The sequence below is a fragment of the Neisseria sp. 23W00296 genome (genome assembly GCF_044772855.1).
Taxonomy (GTDB): Bacteria; Pseudomonadota; Gammaproteobacteria; order Burkholderiales; family Neisseriaceae; genus Neisseria.
The window spans coordinates 1,120,210-1,139,777 of record NZ_CP173024.1; the positions used below are offsets into that span (position 1 = coordinate 1,120,210).

Annotated in this window: 18 protein-coding genes and 1 riboswitch; of the genes, 8 read left to right on the forward strand and 10 right to left on the reverse strand. The window is 59.9% G+C overall.

Annotated elements, in window-relative coordinates; translation table 11 throughout:
* Positions 1-13 precede the first annotated feature (13 nt).
* The 3 genes from ACG2K1_RS05620 to ACG2K1_RS05630 all read left to right on the forward strand — a co-directional run bounded on the left by ACG2K1_RS05620 (position 14) and on the right by ACG2K1_RS05630 (position 2,120).
* On the forward strand, positions 14-652 hold the full coding sequence (locus ACG2K1_RS05620; RefSeq protein WP_395428522.1) for a TIGR00730 family Rossman fold protein: 639 nt from the start codon (positions 14-16) through the stop codon (positions 650-652).
* Positions 649-1,443, forward strand: a complete 795-nt coding sequence (locus tag ACG2K1_RS05625; protein ID WP_395428461.1) for a GDP-L-fucose synthase — start codon at positions 649-651, stop codon at positions 1,441-1,443. Before ACG2K1_RS05620 ends, ACG2K1_RS05625 begins: the two co-directional genes overlap by 4 nt.
* A gap of 146 nt (positions 1,444-1,589) precedes the next feature.
* Positions 1,590-2,120 carry an SCP2 domain-containing protein gene (locus ACG2K1_RS05630; protein WP_395428462.1) on the forward strand — a complete coding sequence of 177 codons (531 nt, stop codon included), beginning with the start codon at positions 1,590-1,592 and terminating at the stop codon, positions 2,118-2,120.
* Positions 2,121-2,360: 240 nt separating this feature from the next.
* On the opposite strand, the gene ACG2K1_RS05635 is transcribed toward ACG2K1_RS05630, so the two are convergent.
* Positions 2,361-3,683, reverse strand: coding sequence for a paraquat-inducible protein A (locus ACG2K1_RS05635; RefSeq protein ID WP_036496377.1), 1,323 nt, complete (start codon positions 3,681-3,683; stop codon positions 2,361-2,363).
* A 139-nt stretch (positions 3,684-3,822) separates the two neighbouring features.
* Positions 3,823-4,209 carry an MAPEG family protein gene (locus ACG2K1_RS05640; RefSeq protein WP_009426693.1) on the reverse strand — a complete coding sequence of 129 codons (387 nt, stop codon included), beginning with the start codon at positions 4,207-4,209 and terminating at the stop codon, positions 3,823-3,825.
* 217 nt (positions 4,210-4,426) lie between these two features.
* Between ACG2K1_RS05640 and ACG2K1_RS05645 the strand changes: the two genes are divergently transcribed.
* Positions 4,427-5,386, forward strand: coding sequence for a phosphatidate cytidylyltransferase (locus tag ACG2K1_RS05645; protein WP_009426695.1), 960 nt, complete (start codon positions 4,427-4,429; stop codon positions 5,384-5,386).
* Positions 5,387-5,468: 82 nt separating this feature from the next.
* Here ACG2K1_RS05645 and recB read toward each other — a convergent pair whose 3' ends face one another.
* Both recB and serS read right to left on the reverse strand, forming a co-directional pair.
* Positions 5,469-9,035 carry an exodeoxyribonuclease V subunit beta gene (gene recB / locus ACG2K1_RS05650; RefSeq protein ID WP_395428463.1) on the reverse strand — a complete coding sequence of 1,189 codons (3,567 nt, stop codon included), beginning with the start codon at positions 9,033-9,035 and terminating at the stop codon, positions 5,469-5,471.
* Positions 9,036-9,473: 438 nt separating this feature from the next.
* Complete coding sequence (gene serS / locus ACG2K1_RS05655) at positions 9,474-10,766, reverse strand: serine--tRNA ligase (RefSeq protein ID WP_009426157.1); 1,293 nt, start codon at positions 10,764-10,766, stop codon at positions 9,474-9,476.
* Positions 10,767-10,983: 217 nt separating this feature from the next.
* Here serS and ACG2K1_RS05660 point away from each other — a divergent pair, with 217 nt between their 5' ends.
* Positions 10,984-11,565 carry a superoxide dismutase gene (locus ACG2K1_RS05660; RefSeq protein ID WP_395428464.1) on the forward strand — a complete coding sequence of 194 codons (582 nt, stop codon included), beginning with the start codon at positions 10,984-10,986 and terminating at the stop codon, positions 11,563-11,565.
* Positions 11,566-11,813: 248 nt separating this feature from the next.
* Here ACG2K1_RS05660 and ACG2K1_RS05665 read toward each other — a convergent pair whose 3' ends face one another.
* Together ACG2K1_RS05665 and queF are read right to left on the reverse strand one after the other, a co-directional pair.
* On the reverse strand, positions 11,814-12,512 hold the full coding sequence (locus ACG2K1_RS05665; protein WP_009426153.1) for a 7-cyano-7-deazaguanine/7-aminomethyl-7-deazaguanine transporter: 699 nt from the start codon (positions 12,510-12,512) through the stop codon (positions 11,814-11,816).
* Positions 12,513-12,522: 10 nt separating this feature from the next.
* A complete protein-coding gene (gene queF / locus ACG2K1_RS05670) occupies positions 12,523-12,996 on the reverse strand; it encodes a preQ(1) synthase (RefSeq protein WP_009426152.1) in 474 nt (157 codons plus the stop codon).
* A 5-nt stretch (positions 12,997-13,001) separates the two neighbouring features.
* Positions 13,002-13,046, reverse strand: a riboswitch (PreQ1 riboswitch).
* 318 nt (positions 13,047-13,364) lie between these two features.
* Between queF and ACG2K1_RS05675 the strand changes: the two genes are divergently transcribed.
* The 3 genes from ACG2K1_RS05675 (at position 13,365) to trxA (ending at position 15,813) form a co-directional block, all read left to right on the forward strand.
* A complete protein-coding gene (locus ACG2K1_RS05675; protein WP_157058129.1) occupies positions 13,365-13,520 on the forward strand; it encodes a hypothetical protein in 156 nt (51 codons plus the stop codon).
* On the forward strand, positions 13,513-15,111 hold the full coding sequence (locus tag ACG2K1_RS05680; protein ID WP_395428465.1) for an isocitrate lyase: 1,599 nt from the start codon (positions 13,513-13,515) through the stop codon (positions 15,109-15,111). The genes ACG2K1_RS05675 and ACG2K1_RS05680 overlap by 8 nt, the downstream gene beginning before the upstream one ends.
* 372 nt (positions 15,112-15,483) lie before the next feature.
* Complete coding sequence (trxA, locus tag ACG2K1_RS05685; RefSeq protein ID WP_395428466.1) at positions 15,484-15,813, forward strand: thioredoxin TrxA; 330 nt, start codon at positions 15,484-15,486, stop codon at positions 15,811-15,813.
* A 103-nt stretch (positions 15,814-15,916) separates the two neighbouring features.
* Here trxA and fabB read toward each other — a convergent pair whose 3' ends face one another.
* From fabB to ACG2K1_RS05705, 4 genes are all read right to left on the reverse strand, one after another.
* Complete coding sequence (fabB, locus tag ACG2K1_RS05690; RefSeq protein ID WP_395428467.1) at positions 15,917-17,131, reverse strand: beta-ketoacyl-ACP synthase I; 1,215 nt, start codon at positions 17,129-17,131, stop codon at positions 15,917-15,919.
* A gap of 179 nt (positions 17,132-17,310) precedes the next feature.
* Entirely contained in the window at positions 17,311-17,835 is a 525-nt protein-coding gene (gene fabA / locus ACG2K1_RS05695) for a 3-hydroxyacyl-[acyl-carrier-protein] dehydratase FabA (RefSeq protein WP_238747427.1), read from the reverse strand.
* A gap of 269 nt (positions 17,836-18,104) precedes the next feature.
* Positions 18,105-18,965: a phosphoribosylaminoimidazolesuccinocarboxamide synthase gene (locus ACG2K1_RS05700; RefSeq protein ID WP_395428468.1), complete on the reverse strand. Its 861-nt coding sequence runs from the start codon at positions 18,963-18,965 to the stop codon at positions 18,105-18,107.
* A gap of 72 nt (positions 18,966-19,037) precedes the next feature.
* Positions 19,038-19,538 carry a DUF1841 family protein gene (locus ACG2K1_RS05705; protein WP_009426143.1) on the reverse strand — a complete coding sequence of 167 codons (501 nt, stop codon included), beginning with the start codon at positions 19,536-19,538 and terminating at the stop codon, positions 19,038-19,040.
* Positions 19,539-19,568: the final 30 nt, after the last annotated feature.

The following is a 19,568-nucleotide window of genomic DNA, read 5'->3' on the forward strand; positions in this document are numbered from 1 at the left end:
CACCATGAACCCAATGAACAACATTACCGTCTACTGCGGCTCGAACTACGGACAAATCTCCGACTACTTCCGCGCTGCCCGCGAGCTGGGCGCGCTGATTGCCCGCCGCGGCTCGCGCCTCGTTTACGGCGGCGGCCGCATCGGCCTGATGGGCGCGGTGGCTGATGCCGTGCTGGCAAACGGCGGTGCAGCCGTCGGTGTTATTCCCACCTTTCTGATAGAAAAAGAAATGGCGCACCGCGGCCTGACCGAACTCATCGAAACGCCCGATATGCCGACTCGCAAAAACAAAATGATCGAATTGGCCGACGCCTTTGTCGCACTCTCCGGCGGCATCGGCACATTTGAAGAACTGTTTGAAGTCCTCTCCCTCGCCCAACTGCGTCAGCACCAAAAACCCGTCGGCCTCGTCAACACCGCCGGTTTCTACGACCCGCTGCTGACCCTGCTCGAACGCGCCGCAGAACAAGGCTTTATGCCGCAGGCCAACCTCGGCCTGCTGTGCGTCGCCGACACCCCCGCCGCGCTGCTCGAACAAATGGCCGCGTGGCAGCCGCAGGCGGCGCAAAACGTCCGCAAATGGATAGAGCCCGACTGGCTGGCGCACGAAATGCCGTCTGAAAACCCCGCCGCAGGAGCGGCGCAGCCGTGAACGTCCCCGCCTCCTGCGCCATCCTCGGCCTCGGCTACCTCGGCCGCCCGCTGGCCGAAACCCTCTGGCAGCACGGCAGCCGCGTGTCCGCATGGAAAAAAACCGTCACTTCCGACGACATCAACCTGCCGATAGACCTGGCAAGCGGCGATATCGCCGACTTCTTGGCAAACGGCTTTCAGACGGCCTTTGCCCGCTGGCAGGACGCGCAAACCTGGGTCTGCCTGCTGCCGCCGTCGGCCTGCGCGCACGCGGGCGAAAACGCCTATGCCGACACCGTCCGCGCCTGGGCGCAGACCGCCGCGCAATACGGCGCGCAGCACCTGATATTCGCTTCCAGCATCGGCGTTTACGACGGCCACACCGGCAAGGTCGACGAAAACACCGCCCTCGTCAGCCGCCGCGGCCGCCTGCTTGCCCAAGCCGAAGAAGCCGTTTTGTCCGCCGCCGTGCCGCACCGCGACATCCTGCGCCTCGGCGGCCTTTATTGCGCCGAACGCCACCCGCTCGCCGCCGTCCTTGCCCGACGAAAAACCGTCGCCGCCGCCGAGCCCGCCAATATGCTGCACCGCAGCCGCGCCGTCGCCGCCCTGTTTCAGACGGCCTGCACCCCGAACGGCCGCCGTCTGCGCAATGCCGTCGAATACCCGCAGCCCGACAAACGGCAGTTTTACACCGCCGAGGCCGCCAAACTCGGCCTGAACCCGCCGCCCTTCGCCGCGGGCGGCGCAGGCAAAACCGTGCACACCCTGTACGGCGATTTCGCCGCCATCCTGAATGTGAACGGATAAAGAGGCCGTCTGAAATGCCGCCAGCCCCTTTTCAGACGGCCTCCGACAAACATTCCCGCCTGCCGTTCCCCGCAGCAAACGGCAGACGGCATAACAACCGATAAAAACAAGCCGCCTGTATTTTCAGACGGCCTTTGAAAGCAACCATGCCCCTGATTTCCCTTACCAACCGCATCATCCGCCAGAATCCCGCCGTGCGGGACACGCTGGCCGGTTACAACGGCCTGGTTTTCGCCGTGCGCGCCGGCAGCCTGCAACTGCGCGGCCGCTTCACCGCCGACGGCCGGCTGGAAGCGTGCGGCCGCCCCGCCGATGCCGTTCTGGTTTTGCGCCCAAGCCTGATAGACGCCGTTTTCGCCGGACGCCGCCCCGGTTTCGGCGACATCGCCGTCGAAGGCGATTTGCCGCTGGGTTTCAAGCTCCTTGCCGCCTTTTCCGGCCTGCGCCTGTCTGCCGCCGACCTGCGGCAGATACTGGCCGAAGCCGCCGCCTCGCCGTCCGCCGAACGCGCCGCTGCCGCCGTGAAACAGGCCGCCGGGCGTTTCGCCGCGCCGTGCCAGACGGCCGCTGTTTCCCGCGCCGAGCTCGACGAAGCGGTGGCCGAAATCGCCCGCCTGCGCCGCGAGCTCGAATGTGTGCAGGCGCGTTTGCGCGGCTGGGAAGACAAGGGGAGATAGAGGCCGTCTGAAAGAAACCCAAAGGCCGTCTGAAAAGCAAAGCTGCTTTTTCAGACGGCCTTTTTGTGTGCGATTGCAGTCTGAGACTTTGGCAAGCATCCGCAAACGGCGTTATGCCCACGCGGGCGGGAATCTTTTTAGAACTGCGGCGATATAGGGGTTGGTCAAAATCTGCCGATCAGAAAAGATCCCCACCTGCGCGGGGATGACGGAGTTGTTTGTTTTCCGTCCTTCTGTTTTTCAGACGGCCTCAGAGGTTTTAGCCGTGTGCCTGCCGCAGGTTTCGCCCGCTTCGTATTTGTCCCACAACAGGCGCGGGTCGAAAAAGTGGGCGGACAGCATGGTAAGCAGGACGACGAGGCAGAAGTAGAGCGAGGCGGGGCCGGGGGTGACGCGGGCGATGGGGGTGTGGAAGGCGCTCATCAGGATGATGACGACGAAGATGTCGATCATCGACCAGCGGCCGATTTTTTCCGTGATGCGGTAAAGCAGCGACACTTTGGCGATATTGGCCGGCACGCCGCAGCGCACGCACAGCAGCAAAAAGGCCATGATGCAGATTTTCAGCACGGGAATCATGATGCTGGCGCTGAAAATAATCGCCGCGATGGCGCGGTCGCCGCTGTCCCACATAAAGAGGATGCCGCCCATGATGGTGCTGACTTCGGTGACGGTGGGGTTGGACGAAATCATGATGGGCAGGGTGTTGGCGGGGATGTAGAAAACGGCGGCGGCCAAGAGGAAGGCCAGCGACAGGCGCAGGCTGCCGGGGCGGCGGGCGAAGAGGGCGGTACCGCAGACGCGGCAGCGGCTTTCTTCCGACGGCCCGAACCAGCGGCAGCGGCTGCAACAGGTTTTGCCGCCGGTATCGTCATGGACGGTGGTGTGGCCGTGCAGGCGGTGGATTTGGTAGTAAACCCAGTGTTCGGGCACGGCCTGCGTGGTACGCAACAGCAGCAGCACCATCGGGAACATCAGCCAGAAGGCCGCGCCGAAGGCAACGTTTACCACGTCGCCCAGCTTGATGTAGGCCACCAGCGTGGAAATCAGGAACACGTCGGCCATCACCCATTCGCGCAGGCGCACCATGGTGCGCGTGGCGGCGATCAGGCCGGGCAGCGGGCGCTTGATCTGCAAAGCAGCGTAAACATACAGGCACAGCAGCAGAAACAGCAGCGGCAGGCCGAAGGTGAAGACAAACATTACTTCAGCGAGAAAGCCGAAATCCTGCAAAACCAGCACTTCGAGCATAAAGGGCAGGGTCAGGCGCTCGTTCACACCTATCATCGACACGGTCATGAACATACTGCCGTACACGCACAGCAGCAGCACCAGCGCGGCAGAGGCCAGTGCCAGCGGCGTGACGAAGGGGCGGTTTTCCACCCGCACCAGCTCGTGGCCGCAGCGCGGGCAGTCGGCCTGATGCCCCTGTTTGAGCTCCGGCACGGCGGTACGCAGGCCGCATTCGGGGCAGTCTACCGTGTGGGCGGGCAGGGTGATGCGGCGCAAAAAGGGGCGTTGCCGCCAGCGGCGCAGGTTTTTCGGAACGGAACGGGCGTGCATATCGGACGGAGGAAAAAGGAAAGGGGCGGATTATACGGATTTTGCGGGCAAAAGGCCGTCTGAAAGCAGCATCCGCTTTCAGACGGCCTTTGTGTTTTCAAACTCCGTTAAAGCGTTGTCCGCAAGATTCCAGACGGCCTTAGGCCGCCGCGACAAACAGCGCGAGCACGCAGACAAAGCCTGCCGCCCACATCATCGAGCGCAGGCGCGCTTCACCGGCGATGTAGCAGAGGGTGAACAGCACGCGGAACACGACAAACAGCACCGCCCAAATATTGACGACGGTTTGCGAAGCGTTGCCCGTGGCGTGGGCGATGATGACGGCGGCGGCAAAGGGGGCGAAGGCTTCGAAACCGTTTTTCTGCGCCGCATCGGCACGCGCCGCCGCGCCCCGGGTTTTGGCGAGGAAGGCGCGCGGGTCGCCGTTGTCGCGGGCAAAGTCAAAGCCCGCCGCTTTTTTGGCGTAGATGGCGCAGGCCAAAGGCAGCAGCGCGGCGGCGAGAACGCACCAGTAGGCAAGAGTCATGTTTGTTTCCTTATCTTCACAATCAAACGGGCGGGCATTATAGCCGCTAATCTGCGTAAAAAACAGGCAGCAAAAAAATCTTCCCCCGCATCAAGGGCAAAGGTGGTTTATCCACAAACTGTCCACGCCGTTTTTCAGCGCGGCGGTGGACAATGCGCCGTTTTTCCCGCGCCTGCTTCGGCTATAATCCGCCGCTTTTGTACAAGGGGACGACATCATGGCCGCACACGCCGCAGCCGCCGGGCTGGTTCCGCAGGCGGGTTATATTTTCGCCGCCGTTTTCGCCGTTTTGCTGCTCGCTTCGTTTGTCGGGCAGTGGCTCAAACGCAAAAAAGGCGCGGGCAATGCCGCCATCGCCAATCTGAACGCGCGCATCTATGCCTGGTGGCTGATGACGCTGGTGCTGCTGGCGGCTTTTTGGTTCGGCAAAACGGGGACGGTGGTGCTGTTTTTCCTCGTTTCCTTCGCCGCCCTGCGCGAATTCATGACGCTGATCTACCGCCGCCGCAGCGATTATTACAGCATGGCGGCCTGTTTTTATGTGCTGCTGCCCGTGCAGTATTACTTGGTGTGGAAGGAGTGGTACGGCCTGTTTGCCATTTTTATCCCGATATACGGCTTTCTGCTGCTGCCGATTATCGCGGGCATGAGCGGGCAGACCGACGATTTTCTGGCGCGTGCCGCGAAAACGCAGTGGATGGCGATGATCTGCATTTGCTGCCTGTCGCACGTGCCGGCGCTGATGTTTTTGCAGCTCGACGGTTTCGACAGCGGCAACAATATCCTGCTGCTGATGTTTCTGATTGCCGTGGTGCAGGCGTCCGACGTGTTGCAATACGTTTGGGGAAAACTCGTCGGCGGCGCGAAAATCATGCCCTCGCTCTCGCCCTCGAAAACCGTGTCCGGCACGGTGGGCGGCATCGCTTCGGCCACGCTGCTTGCCGCGCTGATGGCGCCGATTACGCCTTTCAACGGCTGGCAGGCGGCGGGACTCGGCCTCATCATCTGCCTGATGGGCTTTTTCGGCGGACTGGTGATGTCGGCCATCAAGCGCGACTACGGCGTCAAAGACTGGGGCAATATGATCAGCGGCCACGGCGGCATGCTCGACCGCGTCGACTCGGTCTGCTTCGCCGCGCCGGTGTTTTTCCATTTCGTGCGCTATTTTTGGAGCTGAACGGCGCCTGCCGTTTCGTGAAAAGGCCGTCTGAAAACAGGTTTCAGACGGCCTTCTTGCTTTCAGACGGCCTTTGGCAGGTTTACAGCCAGGGGGCGAGGTGTTCCGCAGCAATGTCCCACTGCCAGATGCCGTTGCGGTTTTCCGTGTTCAGGCCGCGCAGGAAAAGATAGCGGACGCGGACGGTTTGCACGGGACGGCCGCGCTGTTTGAGGTAGCGGGCGACGGCCAGCGCGTAAATCCAGGCTTGCAGGTAGTAGTGGTGTTCGGCCACGGCGGCATCGAGGGCGGCGGGGGCGTAGTCGTCGGGGTGGTTGCCGAGGTGGTTGGATTTGTAGTCGATCACGCAGGGTTGGCCGTCTGAAAGCAGGCAGGTCATGTCGATAAAGCCGTTGAGAAAGCCTTGCAGGGTGTCGAAGTCGAGGTGTTCTGCGGCGGCAAGGCAGACGGGGGGCAGCCCGGCAGCGGTAAGGCTGTTTTTCAGACGGCCTAAGTCGAGGCGCTCGAAGTGCATGACGAAGCCCATTTCGGCGAGGCGGTTTGCGGCGGGCAGGGCGGCGAGGGTGTCGCCCGCGCCGAGATCGGCGGCGGCGGTTTGGTCGGCGGCGGCGCAGGCGGTTTCCAGCCATTGCTCGGGGAAGCCGTAGCGCTCGAGGGTGTCGGCAATGCGGGTGCTTTGTTCGGCGGCGGGGCGGGAAAAGTCGTGCTGTTCGAGGATTTCGTGCAGGCAGACGCCCGCTTCCGTGCCGCGAGGGAAGTGGAAAAGGTCGAGCATTCCGCTTTCGTCCGACGCGGGGGCGGCGGGCGGCGCGGCGGCCGATTCGGCCTGATCGAGGGCGGGTTGGAGTTCGTCGCCTGCGGCGCGGTGATGGGACAGGCGGCGGGTGAGGCCGGTGAAGCTGGTGAAACGGACGAGTTCGAAGCGGCGCGACGGGTATTCGGCGGCGCGGTAGGTGTGCGTGCCGCGGCCGCGGCTGTCGGCGGCGGCGCTGACGGGCGCGCCTTCGTGCCAGAGGATGCCGCTGTCGGCGGGGGCGCTTTCTGTCCAGCGCAGCCAGTTGCGGCGCAGCATGGCGCTTTGGCCGTCTTTTTCTTCTTCGTAGGCCGTCTGAACGGCGGCGCGGCTGCTGTCGGGCGAACCTTCGAGCAGGTAGGCAAAGGTGTTGCGCGGCGTGCTGCGGCAGCGGGCGGCGTAGACGGTGAGCTGCTCTTCGGCGCGGGTGAGGGCGACGTAGAGCAGGCGCAGGCGCTCGCCCAAATCTTCGTCGGCCAGTTGGTTTTGGTCGGCTTCGTCGAGCTGGCTCAGTTCCAGAAGTTCGCTGCCGTCTGCGCGGTGAAGAACGTGCCATCTGTCGGCGGGCGCTTCGCTGGTGTCCCACGAGAAGGGGCAGAAAACGAAGGGATATTGCAAACCCTTTGAGGCGTGGATGGTGACGATTTTGACAAGGGCTTCGTCGCTTTCGAGGCGCAACAGGTGGTGTTCGGCAGCGTTGTCGTCCTGCATCGTTTGCAAGAGCCATTGGTGGAGCGAGGCAGGGGTGTGTCCGGCTTCGTCTTCGGCGGCGAGCAGTTCGGCCAGCTGCCAGAAGTTGGTGAGGCTGCGTTCGTTGCCCTCCCGCAGCAGGCGCGTTTCGATGCCGTGTTGCGCGGCAAAGGCGGCGAGGGCGGCGAAAATGCCCTGCCGCTGCCAGGTTTCGCAGGCGGCGGCTGCGGCGGCGGTGTGTTCGGCCAGTTGCGCTTCGCTGCGGTTGAGTTCGGCGATTTGGGCGGCGGTATGGCCGAACAGCACGCCACCGAGCACGAAGCGCAGCAGGCCGGTGCGCTGCGGTTCGAGCCAGAAGGCCAGAAGGGCGGCGAGGGCTTGGGCTTCGTGGCTTTTGAAAACGGATTCGCGCTGCATGGCAACGGCGGCGATGCCGCGTGCGGCAAGGGCGCGTTTGATAAGCTGGCCTTCTTTGTGGCTATGGACGAGGACGGCGATGTGCCCGGGCAGCACGGGAGCGCCGCGGTAGTTCAGACGGCCTTCTGCACCCGCGTTGATGAGGGCGGCGGCTTCGTCGGCGCAGTAGTCGGCGGCGCGTTGGCGCAGGAGGGCTTTGTCGGGCGCGTCTTCGCCTTTCTCGTGCAGCCAGCGGATGTTGAGGGCGGCCTGCGGCGGGCTGAGGCGGCTGTCGGCGCGGTTGGCTTCGACTTGGGGATAGCCGATGCGTTCGAGCACGAAGGGACGTTTTTTTTGTGTGAACAGGCGCGCCGTCGCCTCGGTCAGGCGGCGGTGGCTGCGGAAGTTGCGCGCCAGCGTGTAGTGCTGCGGCGTGTCGGCGGCGGCCTGCAGATAGGCGTAGATGTCGGCACCGCGAAAGGCGTAAATCGCCTGTTTGGGGTCGCCGACTAGAAACAGCGGCCGCCGCCGCTCGATAAAGATGCGGCGGAAGATTTCGTATTGCAGCGGGTCGGTGTCTTGGAATTCGTCGATGAGGGCGACCGGCCAGTTGTGCGCCACGGTGTCGGCCAGCGTTTCGGCGTGTGTGCCTGCGGTGAGGGCGTGGTAGACGTCGAGCAGCAGCTCGTCGGGGCTGCGGCCGGTGCGCGTGCGGCGTTTTTCGGCGGCGCTTTCGCGCACGTATTGCAGAAAGTCCAGTTGCAGGGCGATCAGCGCCTGATGTTCGGCGGCCAGCAGGTTTTCTGCGGCTTGGTGGGCGCCGTGCAGCAGGGTGAGGTCGGCAAGGTCGGCGGCGGCGGGGTTTTGCCCTTTTTTGACGGCGGCTTCGAGGTATTCGGGGGCGAAAACGCTGATGCCTTTGGTATTAGCCAGCAGCTGCGCCAGTTTTTCAGACGGCATCTCTTCGCTTTCGGCCAGCGCGGCCAGTTCGGCGAATTTGGTTTCGTAAAGCGCTTTTTTGAATTTGCTGCCGCTTAATGACGGATGCACGCGCCAGAAGGTGGCGGTGAGCTCGGGGAGTTTTCCGCGTAGTGTGCGCCATGCCGATTGCGCCTGTTTTTCTGCTTCGGGCAGGATGTTGTCGTCAGGCCGTCTGAACGTGAGGGCGGGGCGGGCGAGGTAGGGCGAGAGTTCGTCCAACAGCGCGTCGGGCAGGAGTTTGGCGCGGAAGACGAGGCGGGCGAGGCGCCCGTTATCGGCGACGCGCAGCCGCCAAAAGTCCTGTGCGTAGGTGTACAGTTCGCGTTTGCCGTTTTCGTCGAGTTCGGTGTCGAAGGGGACTTGGCAGAAGAAGGCGTAATCGCCGAGCAGGCGGCGGCAGAAGCCGTGGATGGTGTAGATGGCGGCGCTGTCGAACTGCGACAGGGCGGATTTAAGGCGCAGTTGCAGGCGCTCGCGTGGCTCTTGTTCCAGCGCGCGTTGCAGCAGGCCGCTCATGAATTCGTCGGCCGCTTCGGGCAAATCCGTTCCCTGCAAACGGCGCAGGGCTTCATCCAGCCGCGCACGCAGGCGGGTTTTCAATTCGGCGGTGGCGGCTTTGGTGAAAGTTACCACCAGCACTTTGTCTACCGACATTTTTTCCAGCAGGATCAGGCGGGCAAACAGGGCGGCGATGCCGTAGGTTTTGCCTGTACCGGCCGAGGCTTCGATCAGGGAGGTGCCGGAAATCGGAATGTCGAGGGGGGAGAAGGGAAGGGCGGTTGGGTTCATGGCGCGCTAGGATTTGGATGGAGGCCGTCTGAAAAGCGAAATGTGTTTTTTCAGACGGCCTTTATAGTGAAACAACACGGAAAGATACAAGGCAGCAAGCCGCAGACAGTATGAAAAATACGGGGCTGGTTTTCTTGGTATTTCCAATGCCGTAGAAAACCGCCCTCTTTGGGCTAGGGCGTGTTGACATTCAACATTTTGGCAGCTTTTCCGTCCTAAAACGGCATCTGCTTCGTTAAAAACACTCGCCAATGGGCGGCATTGGCTCGTGTTTTCGCCTTGCATCTGCCATTTTATGCCGAAAAATCCGCTTCAAAAGTTGAATGTCAACACGCCCTAAGGCGCAGCAACGCCGTAGATTTTCGTGTTGGTTCACTATTACGATGCTTTTGAGGCCGTCTGAAACCCTGTTTCAGACGGCCTCCTGCGATGCCCGGCTCAAACGGACAGCTTGTCCGCGCCGCCGAGATACGGGCGCAGGGCGGCGGGGATGTTGATGCTGCCGTCGGCGTTTTGGTGGTTTTCCAATACGGCGACGAGGGTGCGGCCGACGGCGAGGCCGGAGCCGTTGAGGGTGTGGACGAGGCGGTTTTTGCCGTTTTCGTCTTTGAAACGCGCTTTCATGCGGCGGGCTTGGAAGTCTTCGCAGTTGGAGCAGCTGGAGATTTCGCGGTAGGTATTTTGCGCGGGCACCCACACTTCCAAGTCGTAGGTTTTGGCCGCGCCGAAGCCCATGTCGCCGGTGCACAGGGTAATCACGCGGTAGGGCAGTTCGAGTGATTTGAGGATGTTTTCGGCGTGGCCGACCATTTCTTCCAGCGCGTCGTAGGAGGTTTCGGGGCGGACGATTTGTACCATTTCTACTTTGTCAAACTGGTGCTGGCGGATAAGGCCGCGCGTGTCTTTGCCGTGCGAACCCGCTTCGCTGCGGAAACAGGGCGAGTGGGCGGTGAGTTTTTGCGGCAGATCCTGTTCGGCCAAAATGCTGTCGGCCACGGTGTTGGTGAGCGTTACTTCGGCGGTGGGAATCAGGTATTGCGTGGTTTTGCTCTCGTCGCCGCCACGGGTAACGTGAAACAGGTCTTCACCGAATTTGGGCAGCTGGCCTGTGCCGAACAGGGCGGTGTCGTTGACGATGTAGGGGGTGTAGTGTTCGGTGTAGCCGTGCTGCTGCGTGTGGGTGTCGAGCATGAATTGGGCGAGGGCGCGGTGCAGGCGGGCGATTTGGCCTTTCATCACGGTAAAGCGTGCGCCGGAAAGTTTCGCGCCGCCTTCAAAATCCAGCCCCAAGGGTTCGCCCAAATCAACGTGGTCTTTGATTTCAAAGTCGAATTGGCGCGGTTCGCCGACACGGCGCACTTCGACGTTTTCGCTTTCGTCGCGACCGACGGGCACGCTCTCGTGCGGCAGGTTGGGAATCGCCATCAGCCAGGCATCCAGTTCGGCCTGCACGGCTTCCAAATCGGCGGCGGCCTGCTCCAAATCGGTTTTGATTTGCGCGACTTGGTTCATTGCCGCCTGCGCTTCGTCGTGTTTGCCCTGCCCTTTGAGCGCGCCGATTTTTTTGGAAATGCTGTTGCGCGAGGCTTGCAGCTCTTCGGTTTTGACCTGCAGATCTTTGCGGCGGTTTTCTAGGGTTTCAAAACGTGCGGTGTCAAAAGCAAAGCCGCGTTGGGCGAGGCGGGCGGCAACGGCGGCGGTGTCGCCGCGCAGAAGTTGGATGTCGAGCATGGTTCGGGCTTTCTTCGGATAAACAAAACGGGGCGCATTGTAAACGATTTTAAAGGGCGGAAAAACGGCGCGGCCCGGCTTTCAGACGGCCTCTGCCGTAAACGGCGCCTATGGCGGGCGGAGAAAAATCCAATCGGTGCGGCGCATGGTGTCGGGTAGAATCGCCAAGCCGTTTTCAGAAGGCCTTATCCATAAAACACATAACAGGAGTATCAAAATGGAACACAAACTGCCCGAACTGCCGTATGCCTTGGACGCGCTCGAACCGCATCTGTCCAAAGAAACTTTGGAATACCACTACGGCAAACACCACCAAACCTACATCACCAATCTGAACAACCAAATCAAAGGCACGGAGTTTGAAAACGCCACGCTGGAAGAAATCGTGAAAAAAGCGTCCGGCGGCGTGTTCAACAACGCGGCGCAAACCTGGAACCACACTTTCTACTGGCTCGGTTTCACCCCCAAAGGCCAGGGCAAACCTTCGGGCGGGCTGGCCGCCGCGATTGACGCCAAATGGGGCAGCTTCGAAGCCTTCCAAAAAGCTTTCAACACCTGCGCCGCCGGCACGTTCGGTTCGGGCTGGGCATGGCTGGTGAAAACCCCGTCGGGCGAGTTGGACTTGGTGTCCACTTCCAACGCCGCCACGCCGCTCAACAGCGACAATGTGCCGCTTTTGACCTGCGACGTGTGGGAGCACGCCTACTACATCGACTACCGCAACAGCCGCCCCAACTATCTGAACGGCTTCTGGGAAATCGTCAACTGGGACGAGGTTGCCCGCCGCTTCTCCGCCTGATTTTGGCTTTGCACTTGGGCGTGTCGCTAATCAACCCGCCCTAAGGACAAAGAGGCCGTCTGAAAACCCGAAACAGGGTTTTCAGACGGCCTCTTTCTGCTTTGGCCTGCTTTTGTCGGCTGAGGCCGTCTGAAAGCGGGATGGCGGCAGGTTTGGCGGGAGAGAAAACAAAAGGCAGGCCGTCAGAACAGACAAAAGGCCGTCTGAAAAGCCCTTTGCTTTTTCAGACGGCCTCTGTGCCGCAGCCGCTACTGCGCCTGATGCGCGGGAGACGGGGCGGGTTCTTCCACTTTTTCCAACGTGGTCAGGCGTTTGGTGAGGATGTTCAGAATCACGCCGTAGGCAGGCAGGAAGAAGAGGGTGCAGATGGCGAGTTTGAACAAGTAGTCGACAAAGGCGATGTGCGGCCAATGTTCGGCCATATAGGCGTCGCTGCCGGCGTAGAAGGCGATGGAAAAGAATAGCACGGTATCGATGGCGTTGCCGAGGAAGGTGGAGGCGGTGGGCGCAATCCACCACGATTTCAGGCGGCGCAGTTTGTTGAACACAAAGATGTCGAGTATCTGGCCGACGGCATAGGCGGCGAAGCTTGCCAGAGCGATGCGGAAGACGAAGCCGTTAAACTGCGCCAGCGCCGCCCAGCCCGTCCAGCTGCCGTCTTGGAAGACGACGGAGAAGACGTAGGAGAGGATAAGGGCGGGGAACATGACGAAGAAGATGATGCGCCGCGCCAGCCGCTGGCCGAAGATGCGCACGGTCAGGTCGGTGGCAAGAAAGATAAAGGGGAAGGTAAACGCGCCCCAGGTGGAGTGCACCTGATAGCCGTTGGGCAGGGTGACGGTGAAGGGGAACTGCACCAGATAATTGCTCGATGCGATAACGGCAATATGGAAAACGACGAGCCAGCGCAGGGCTTTTTGCTGTTGTTGCGGGGTAAATTCGTACATGCCGGTCTCCTCAGTCCATATCGTGTCGCATCAGGCGTTCGCGCGCGGTTTGTTCGAAAGGCGTGCCGGGGCGTCCCCAGTTGGCGAAGGGGTGGATGGCGATGCCGCCGCGCGGGGTGAAGATGCCGTGCACTTCGATGTAGCGCGGCTGCATCAGGGCAATCAGGTCTTTCATGATGATGTTGACGCAGTCTTCATGAAAATCGCCGTGGTTGCGGAAGCTGAAAAGATAAAGTTTCAGCGATTTGCTTTCCACCATTTTGATGTCGGGAATGTAGCGGATAACGATGGTGGCGAAATCGGGCTGGCCGGTCATCGGGCAGAGGCTGGTGAATTCGGGACAGACGAATTTGACAAAATAATCGTTGCCGGGATGTTTGTTGTCGAACGCTTCCAAAACTTCGGGAGCATATTGGCTTTGATACTGCGTATGGCCGTTGCCCAACAGGCTGAGGCCGTGCAGTTCTTCTGAAGAACGGGACATTGAAGGTTTCCTTAGTTTTTTATTGTGGGGGGATTGCGAACCACAGTTTGCGAAAAGGCGAGGATTGTAAGGCAAAGCGGCGAAAGCGCAAAAGAAAATCGCGTTTTGTCGTGCAATGCCGGGCTTTTTCGCCTCTACACCATCGTTTTCAGACGGCCTTTATGTTTAATACTACAAAAGATTACAAAAATACGAATGTTTTATTCGTTTTAAATCAAAATGTTTTTTCGCAGACTGCTTCCAGTAATATCTAAATAGCCACTAAATTTCTTAAAACGGCCTTTGTCGGGCATAAAATCCGCGCAAAACGGCGCGTGCGGCGAAAAAATTTTAAAAAGCAGCCTGATTTTTGCCTGCAAGGCGGCTGTTTGAGGCAGAAAATCCGTTTGCGGCGCTTGGCAAGCAGCGTAAACGCAGGTAAATTCCCGTTCACGCCAGCCGACTACATGGAACTACAAATGCAGCAGGCGGCGGATTATCCGAAAAATCAGATGAGAAAAAAAGGAGCATTGCAAAATGGCTAAGTATCAGGAAGAAATCAAAGCGGCAGAACAAACCAAACAGGCAAACGGCAGCGGCTGGGCAGCCATCACGCCCGAATACGTTGCCCGTATGCGTCTGCAAAACCGTTTCAAAACCGGTTTGGACATCGCCAAATACACGGCCGACATCATGCGCCGCGATATGGCCGAATACGACGCAAACCCGGCCAATTACACCCAATCTTTGGGCTGCTGGCACGGCTTTGTCGGCCAACAGAAGCTGATTGCAGTGAAAAAACACCACCAAACGCCCAACAAACGCTATCTCTACCTTTCCGGCTGGATGGTTGCCGGTATGCGCTCCGAGTTCGGCCCGCTGCCCGACCAGTCCATGCACGAAAAAACCTCCGTGCCCGCGCTGATTGAAGAGCTCTACACCTTCCTGAAACAGGCCGACGCCCGCGAGCTTGACCTGCTGTTTACCGCGCTCGACGAAGCCCGCGCCGCAGGCGACACCGCCAAGGCCGCCGACATCCAAAACCAAATCGACAATTTCCAAACCCACGTCGTGCCGATTATCGCCGATATCGACGCCGGTTTCGGCAATGCGGAAGCCACCTACCTGCTGGCGAAAAAAATGATCGAAGCGGGCGCGTGCTGCATCCAGATTGAAAATCAAGTGTCCGACGAAAAACAATGCGGCCACCAAGATGGTAAAGTGACCGTGCCGCACGTCGACTTCCTCGCCAAAATCAACGCAGTGCGCTACGCGTTCTTGGAATTGGGCGTGGACAACGGCGTGATTGTTGCGCGCACCGACTCCCTCGGCGCGGGTCTGACCAAGCAAATCGCCTTCTCCAGCCAACCGGGCGATTTGGGCGACCAATACAACAGCTTCCTCGAAGGCGAAGAAATCACCGACCTGAGCCAAGTGAAAGCAGGCGACGTTATCGTCAACACCAACGGCAAAACCATCAAACCCACCCGCCTGCCGAGCAACCTGTTCCAGTTCAAAAAAGGCACCGGCGTCGACCGCGTGGTACTCGACTGCATCACTTCCCTGCAAAATGGCGCCGACCTTTTGTGGATCGAAACCGAAAAACCGCATATCGGCCAGATTAAAGAGATGATTGACCGCGTGCGCCAAGTCATCCCCAACGCCAAGCTGGTGTACAACAACAGCCCGTCGTTCAACTGGACGCTGAATTTCCGCCAGCAGGTGTTCGACGCTTGGCAAGAAGCAGGCAAAGACGTATCCGCATACGACCGTGCCAAACTGATGTCGGCCGAATACGACGACACCGAGCTGGCCAAAGAAGCCGACGAGCGCATCCGCACCTTCCAGCGCGACGCCTCCGCCCAGGCCGGCATCTTCCACCACCTGATAACCCTGCCGACCTACCACACCGCCGCCCTATCCACCGACAATCTGGCCAAAGGCTACTTCGGCGACGAAGCCATGCTGGCCTATGTCAAAGGCGTGCAGCGTCAGGAAATCCGCCAGGGTATCGCCACCGTGAAACATCAGAACATGGCGGGCTCCGACATCGGCGACAATCACAAAGAATACTTTGCCGGCGAAGCCGCTTTGAAAGCGGGCGGCAAAGACAACACCATGAACCAGTTCCACTGATTCGTGACGCCACAGGGTTTTCAGACGGCCGCAAAGGCCGCAGTGGAAAGAGCCGTTAAGGCCGTCTGAAAACCGACCGTCTTTGTCCGTGCGAAGTTGAGTCGAACGGACAGAGTGCAGGCTTAGCCTGTATGTTTGTGAAGCGTAAATCTCTGATTTGAGGTATTCGGCAACCTGCAAAGGTTGCCGCTTTTTTTACGCAATTACGACACCGTGTCATACCGAAACGACCGTTTTCAGACGGCCTCCTTGCCACAGAAAAAAGTATCGCCGCCATACCGCAAAACTATCACCCTGTGCGGGACTTGAAATCGGCGGAGGCAGACACTATTCTGTGCACCGTATCTTTCCAACCCTTAAAAAGGACAAAAAATGAGCAGCGAATTAATCGTACATGCCACCGATGCCAGCTTCGAACAGGACGTATTGAAATCCGACGTGCCCGTATTGCTTGACTTCTGGGCGCCTTGGTGCGGCCCGTGCAAAATGATCGCTCCGATTTTGGACGACATCGCAGCCGAGTTTGCAGGCCGTCTGAAAATCGTCAAAATCAATATCGACGAAAACGAACAAACCCCCGCTCAATTCGGCGTGCGCGGCATTCCGACCCTGATGATATTCAAAGACGGCAAAAACGTCGCCACCAAAGTCGGCGCTCTGGCAAAAGGCCAGCTGACTGCGTTTATCAACGCGTCGATTTAAGTCACGGAAAAAAGAAAACGGTATGCCCGCAGGCATACCGTTTTTACTTTTGAGGCCGTCTGAAAAGCCGCATTGCACAAACAATGCGGCTTTTGGCTGCCCTTTATTCGACCTTACTGAAAACCAGCGTGGCATTCGTTCCGCCGAAGCCGAAGCTGTTGGACATCACGGCGTTGAGTTTCAGGCTGCGGTTTTCGCGGACGATGGGCAGGTCGGCGGCGTGTTCGTCGAGGGTTTCGATGTTGGCGCTGGCGCAGACGAAGTCGTTTTGCATCATCAGGATGGAGTAGATGGCTTCGTTGGAACCGGCGGCGCCGAGGGCGTGGCCGGAGAGGGATTTGGTGGAGCTGATCAGCGGGATGTCCCGGCCGGCGAAGGATTCGCGGATGGCGCCGAGTTCTTTGGTGTCGCCGACGGGGGTGGAGGTGCCGTGGGCATTGATGTAGTCGACGCTGCCGCCGTGTTGGGCGAGTGCCATCTGCATGCAGCGCACGGCGCCTTCGCCGGAGGGCTGCACCATGTCGTAGCCGTCGGAGGTGGCGCCGTAGCCGGTGAGTTCGCACAGGATGTTGGCGCCGCGTGCTTTGGCGTGTTCGTACTCTTCCATGACGAGGATGCTGCCGCCGCCGGAAATCACGAAGCCGTCGCGGTTGGCATCGTAGGCGCGGCTGGCTTTTTCGGGTGTGTCGTTGTATTTGCTAGACAGCGCGCCCATGGCGTCGAACAGGCTGCTCATCTGCCACGACACTTCCTCGCCGCCGCCGGCAAAGACGATGTCTTGTTTGCCCAGCTGGATGAGTTCGGCGGCGTGGCCGATGCAGTGGGCGGAGGTGGAGCAGGCGGAGCTGATGGAGTAGTTGACGCCTTTGATTTTAAACGGGGTGGCCAGACAGGCGGCTACGGTGGAGGCCATGGTTTTGGTAACGCCGTAGGGGCCGACGCGTTTGACGCCGCTTGCGCGCAGGGTGTCGGCGGCTTCGACTTGCGATGCCGATGAGGCGCCACCGCTGCCGGCGACGATGCCGGTGCGTATGTTGGAGACTTGGTCTTCGGTCAGCCCGGCGTTGGCGATGGCTTCCTGCATGGCGATGTAGGCGTAGGCGGGGGCGTTGCCCATAAAGCGCAGGATTTTGCGGTCGATATGCTCTTTGGGGTCGATGCCGATGTTGCCGGCGACGTGGGAGCGCATGCCCATTTCACGGTAGCTTTCGTCGAAGCTGATGCCGGATTTCAGGTTTTGCAGGGCGGCGAGGACTTCGCGGCAGTTGTTGCCGAGGCTGGATACGATGCCGATGCCGGTTACGACGACTCGTTTCATGGTTCAAACTCCGGTGGGGTGGCAGCCTGAAAGGTTTTCAGACGGCCTGGGTTGATGTGGCGGCTTGCGGGTGGTTTTCAGGCTGCTTTGGCTTTGTTTGGGATGGAGGCCGTCTGAAAAGCGGTTTTTTGTGTTTTCAGGCTGCCTGTTTGGGATTGGGGGCAGCCTGAAAGGGCGGTTTAGAAGTCGTCGGTGGTGGTGAACAGGCCGACGCGCAGGCCGTTGCCTTCGTAGATGGTGCGGCCGTCCACGCTCATTTCGGCGTCGGCAATGCCCAGCACCAGTTTGCTGTTCATCACGCGTTTGATGTGGATGTGGTAGCGCACGGTTTTGTGTTTGGGCAGCACCTGGCCGCTGAATTTCACTTCGCCGCAGCCCAGCGCACGGCCGCGTCCGGGCGCGCCCGTCCAACCCAAAAAGAAACCGACCAGCTGCCACATGGCATCCAAACCAAGACAGCCGGGCATCACGGGGTCGCCCTGAAAATGGCAGCCGAAGAACCACAAGTCGGGGTTGATGTCGAGTTCGGCGATGATTTCGCCTTTGCCGTATTTGCCGCCGGTGTTGTTGATTTCGACGATGCGGTCGATCATCAGCATGTCGGGCAGCGGCAGCTGGGCGTTGCCCGCGCCAAACAGTTCGCCGCGCCCGCAGGCGAGCAGTTCTTCTTTGGTGTAGCTGGATTGGGGGGTGAAGGTGGTCATGGGGTTCCTTTGCATCGGATGTTGTGATTCGAGTTTAGAGACTAAGCTCTAAAAGAGGCGAATTCTATTGCAGCGCGGGCAATCCCGCAATGCGCTGCCGAGGTATTTAGCAGAATTTACATGTGGCGGTGTGCTGGTAGAAAGGGAAGCGCGAAACGCCTCCCGTAAAGGGAGGCGTTGCGTGTATCCAAAGCCTGTTGGGTCTTTGAAAACTCGGCTTTCAGACGGCCTCTTGCTGCAGGCGGAGGCCGTCTGAAAGCAGTGCGGGTTTACTCGGTGAGCAGGCGCAGGGCTTCGCGGTATTTGGCGGCGGTTTTTTCGATGATGTCGGCGGGCACTTGCGGCGCGGGCGGCTGTTTGTTCCAGCCGCTTTGTTCCAGCCAGTCGCGCACAAACTGTTTGTCGAAAGAGGGCGGGTTGCTGCCGGGACGGTAGTGTTCTTTCGGCCAGAAGCGGCTGGAATCGGGGGTGAGCACTTCGTCCATCAGGGTGAGCGTGCCGTTTTCGTCGAGGCCGAACTCGAATTTGGTGTCGCAGATGATGATGCCGCGCGTTTCGGCGTAGGCAGCGGCTTCAGTATAGAGGGCGACGGCTTTGTCGCGCACTTGGGCGGCGAGTTCTTTGCCGATGATTTTTTCGCATTCGGCGAAGCTGATGTTTTCGTCGTGGCCGCCGACTTCGGCTTTGGTGGACGGGGTGAACAGCACTTCGGGCAGTTTGTCGGCTTCGCGCAGTCCATCGGGCAGGCGGATGCCGCAGACGGTGCCGTTTTTTTGGTATTCCTTCCAGCCGCTGCCGGCCAGATAGCCGCGCACGATGGCTTCGATTTTCACGGGCGTGAGGCGTTTGGCAACGACGGCGCGTTGTTCGACGGCGCGGGCTTCGTTTTCGGGCAGAACGTCGTAAACGGTGTCGCCGGTGAAGTGGTTGGGCATGATGTGCTTGAGTTTTTCAAACCAGAAGTTGGAAATCTGCGTAAGGATTTCGCCTTTGCCGGGGATGGGTTCGGGCAGGATAACGTCGAAGGCGGACAGGCGGTCGGTGGCGACCATCAGCATACGCTTGTCGTCGATTTCGTAGAGGTCGCGGACTTTGCCGGAGTAGGTTTTTTTTAGGCTGATGTTGTTCATGCTGCTCTTTCGGGTTGCGTTGAAGGGTGGAAGGCCGTCTGAAAAAAGGTTTCAGACGGCCTTTACAGGATTTCAGCGGCCGCTGATTTTGTCGGACAGCGGCACTTCGTGCGGGTTGATGCGGGCGTTTTCTTCCTGGCCGAGGCCGACGAGGCGGCGCAGGCGGGTGATGTAGGCGTTGACGTCCAAGCCTTTGCCGTAGCGCTGCGCTTCCCACACGGTTTCGGCCAGCGCTTCCATCATTTGGTGTTCGGCGGCGACCCAGTCGCCGTTGTGTTTGGCGGTGAGGCTTTGGTGGATGGCGCGGATGCCGGGCGGCTGGTCGATGGCGGCCTGCTCTTGGATGGAGAGGTGCAGCGAGAGATGGAGGAAGGGGTTTTCGCGGCCGTTTTCCGGTTTCCATTCGGTGTCGAGGTAGTTTTCGACGTGTTCGAGGTATTCGGCGTATTCCTGATGGGCTTCGATGATGCGCAGGGCTTTTTGCTGCAAACCGTCGAGGGCGAGGGGGTTGAGCCGTTCTTTCCATACGTTGGCGAAGAAGCGGCGCACGTCGTGGGTGTTTACGTCGTACATGGTCTGCTATGGGCTTTTTGCGGTTTGAGG

Bases quoted from the DNA above. Each gene is read 5' to 3' on its own strand.
- ACG2K1_RS05620 (WP_395428522.1), top strand. From the start codon at position 14: ATGAACAACATTACCGTCTACTGCGGCTCGAACTACGGACAAATCTCC.
- ACG2K1_RS05630 (WP_395428462.1), top strand. From the start codon at position 1,590: ATGCCCCTGATTTCCCTTACCAACCGCATCATCCGCCAGAATCCCGCC.
- ACG2K1_RS05635 (WP_036496377.1), bottom strand. From the start codon at position 3,683: ATGCACGCCCGTTCCGTTCCGAAAAACCTGCGCCGCTGGCGGCAACGC.
- ACG2K1_RS05640 (WP_009426693.1), bottom strand. From the start codon at position 4,209: ATGACTCTTGCCTACTGGTGCGTTCTCGCCGCCGCGCTGCTGCCTTTG.
- ACG2K1_RS05645 (WP_009426695.1), top strand. From the start codon at position 4,427: ATGGCCGCACACGCCGCAGCCGCCGGGCTGGTTCCGCAGGCGGGTTAT.
- recB (WP_395428463.1), bottom strand. From the start codon at position 9,035: ATGAACCCAACCGCCCTTCCCTTCTCCCCCCTCGACATTCCGATTTCC.
- serS (WP_009426157.1), bottom strand. From the start codon at position 10,766: ATGCTCGACATCCAACTTCTGCGCGGCGACACCGCCGCCGTTGCCGCC.
- ACG2K1_RS05660 (WP_395428464.1), top strand. From the start codon at position 10,984: ATGGAACACAAACTGCCCGAACTGCCGTATGCCTTGGACGCGCTCGAA.
- ACG2K1_RS05665 (WP_009426153.1), bottom strand. From the start codon at position 12,512: ATGTACGAATTTACCCCGCAACAACAGCAAAAAGCCCTGCGCTGGCTC.
- queF (WP_009426152.1), bottom strand. From the start codon at position 12,996: ATGTCCCGTTCTTCAGAAGAACTGCACGGCCTCAGCCTGTTGGGCAAC.
- ACG2K1_RS05680 (WP_395428465.1), top strand. From the start codon at position 13,513: ATGGCTAAGTATCAGGAAGAAATCAAAGCGGCAGAACAAACCAAACAG.
- trxA (WP_395428466.1), top strand. From the start codon at position 15,484: ATGAGCAGCGAATTAATCGTACATGCCACCGATGCCAGCTTCGAACAG.
- fabB (WP_395428467.1), bottom strand. From the start codon at position 17,131: ATGAAACGAGTCGTCGTAACCGGCATCGGCATCGTATCCAGCCTCGGC.
- fabA (WP_238747427.1), bottom strand. From the start codon at position 17,835: ATGACCACCTTCACCCCCCAATCCAGCTACACCAAAGAAGAACTGCTC.
- ACG2K1_RS05700 (WP_395428468.1), bottom strand. From the start codon at position 18,965: ATGAACAACATCAGCCTAAAAAAAACCTACTCCGGCAAAGTCCGCGAC.
- ACG2K1_RS05705 (WP_009426143.1), bottom strand. From the start codon at position 19,538: ATGTACGACGTAAACACCCACGACGTGCGCCGCTTCTTCGCCAACGTA.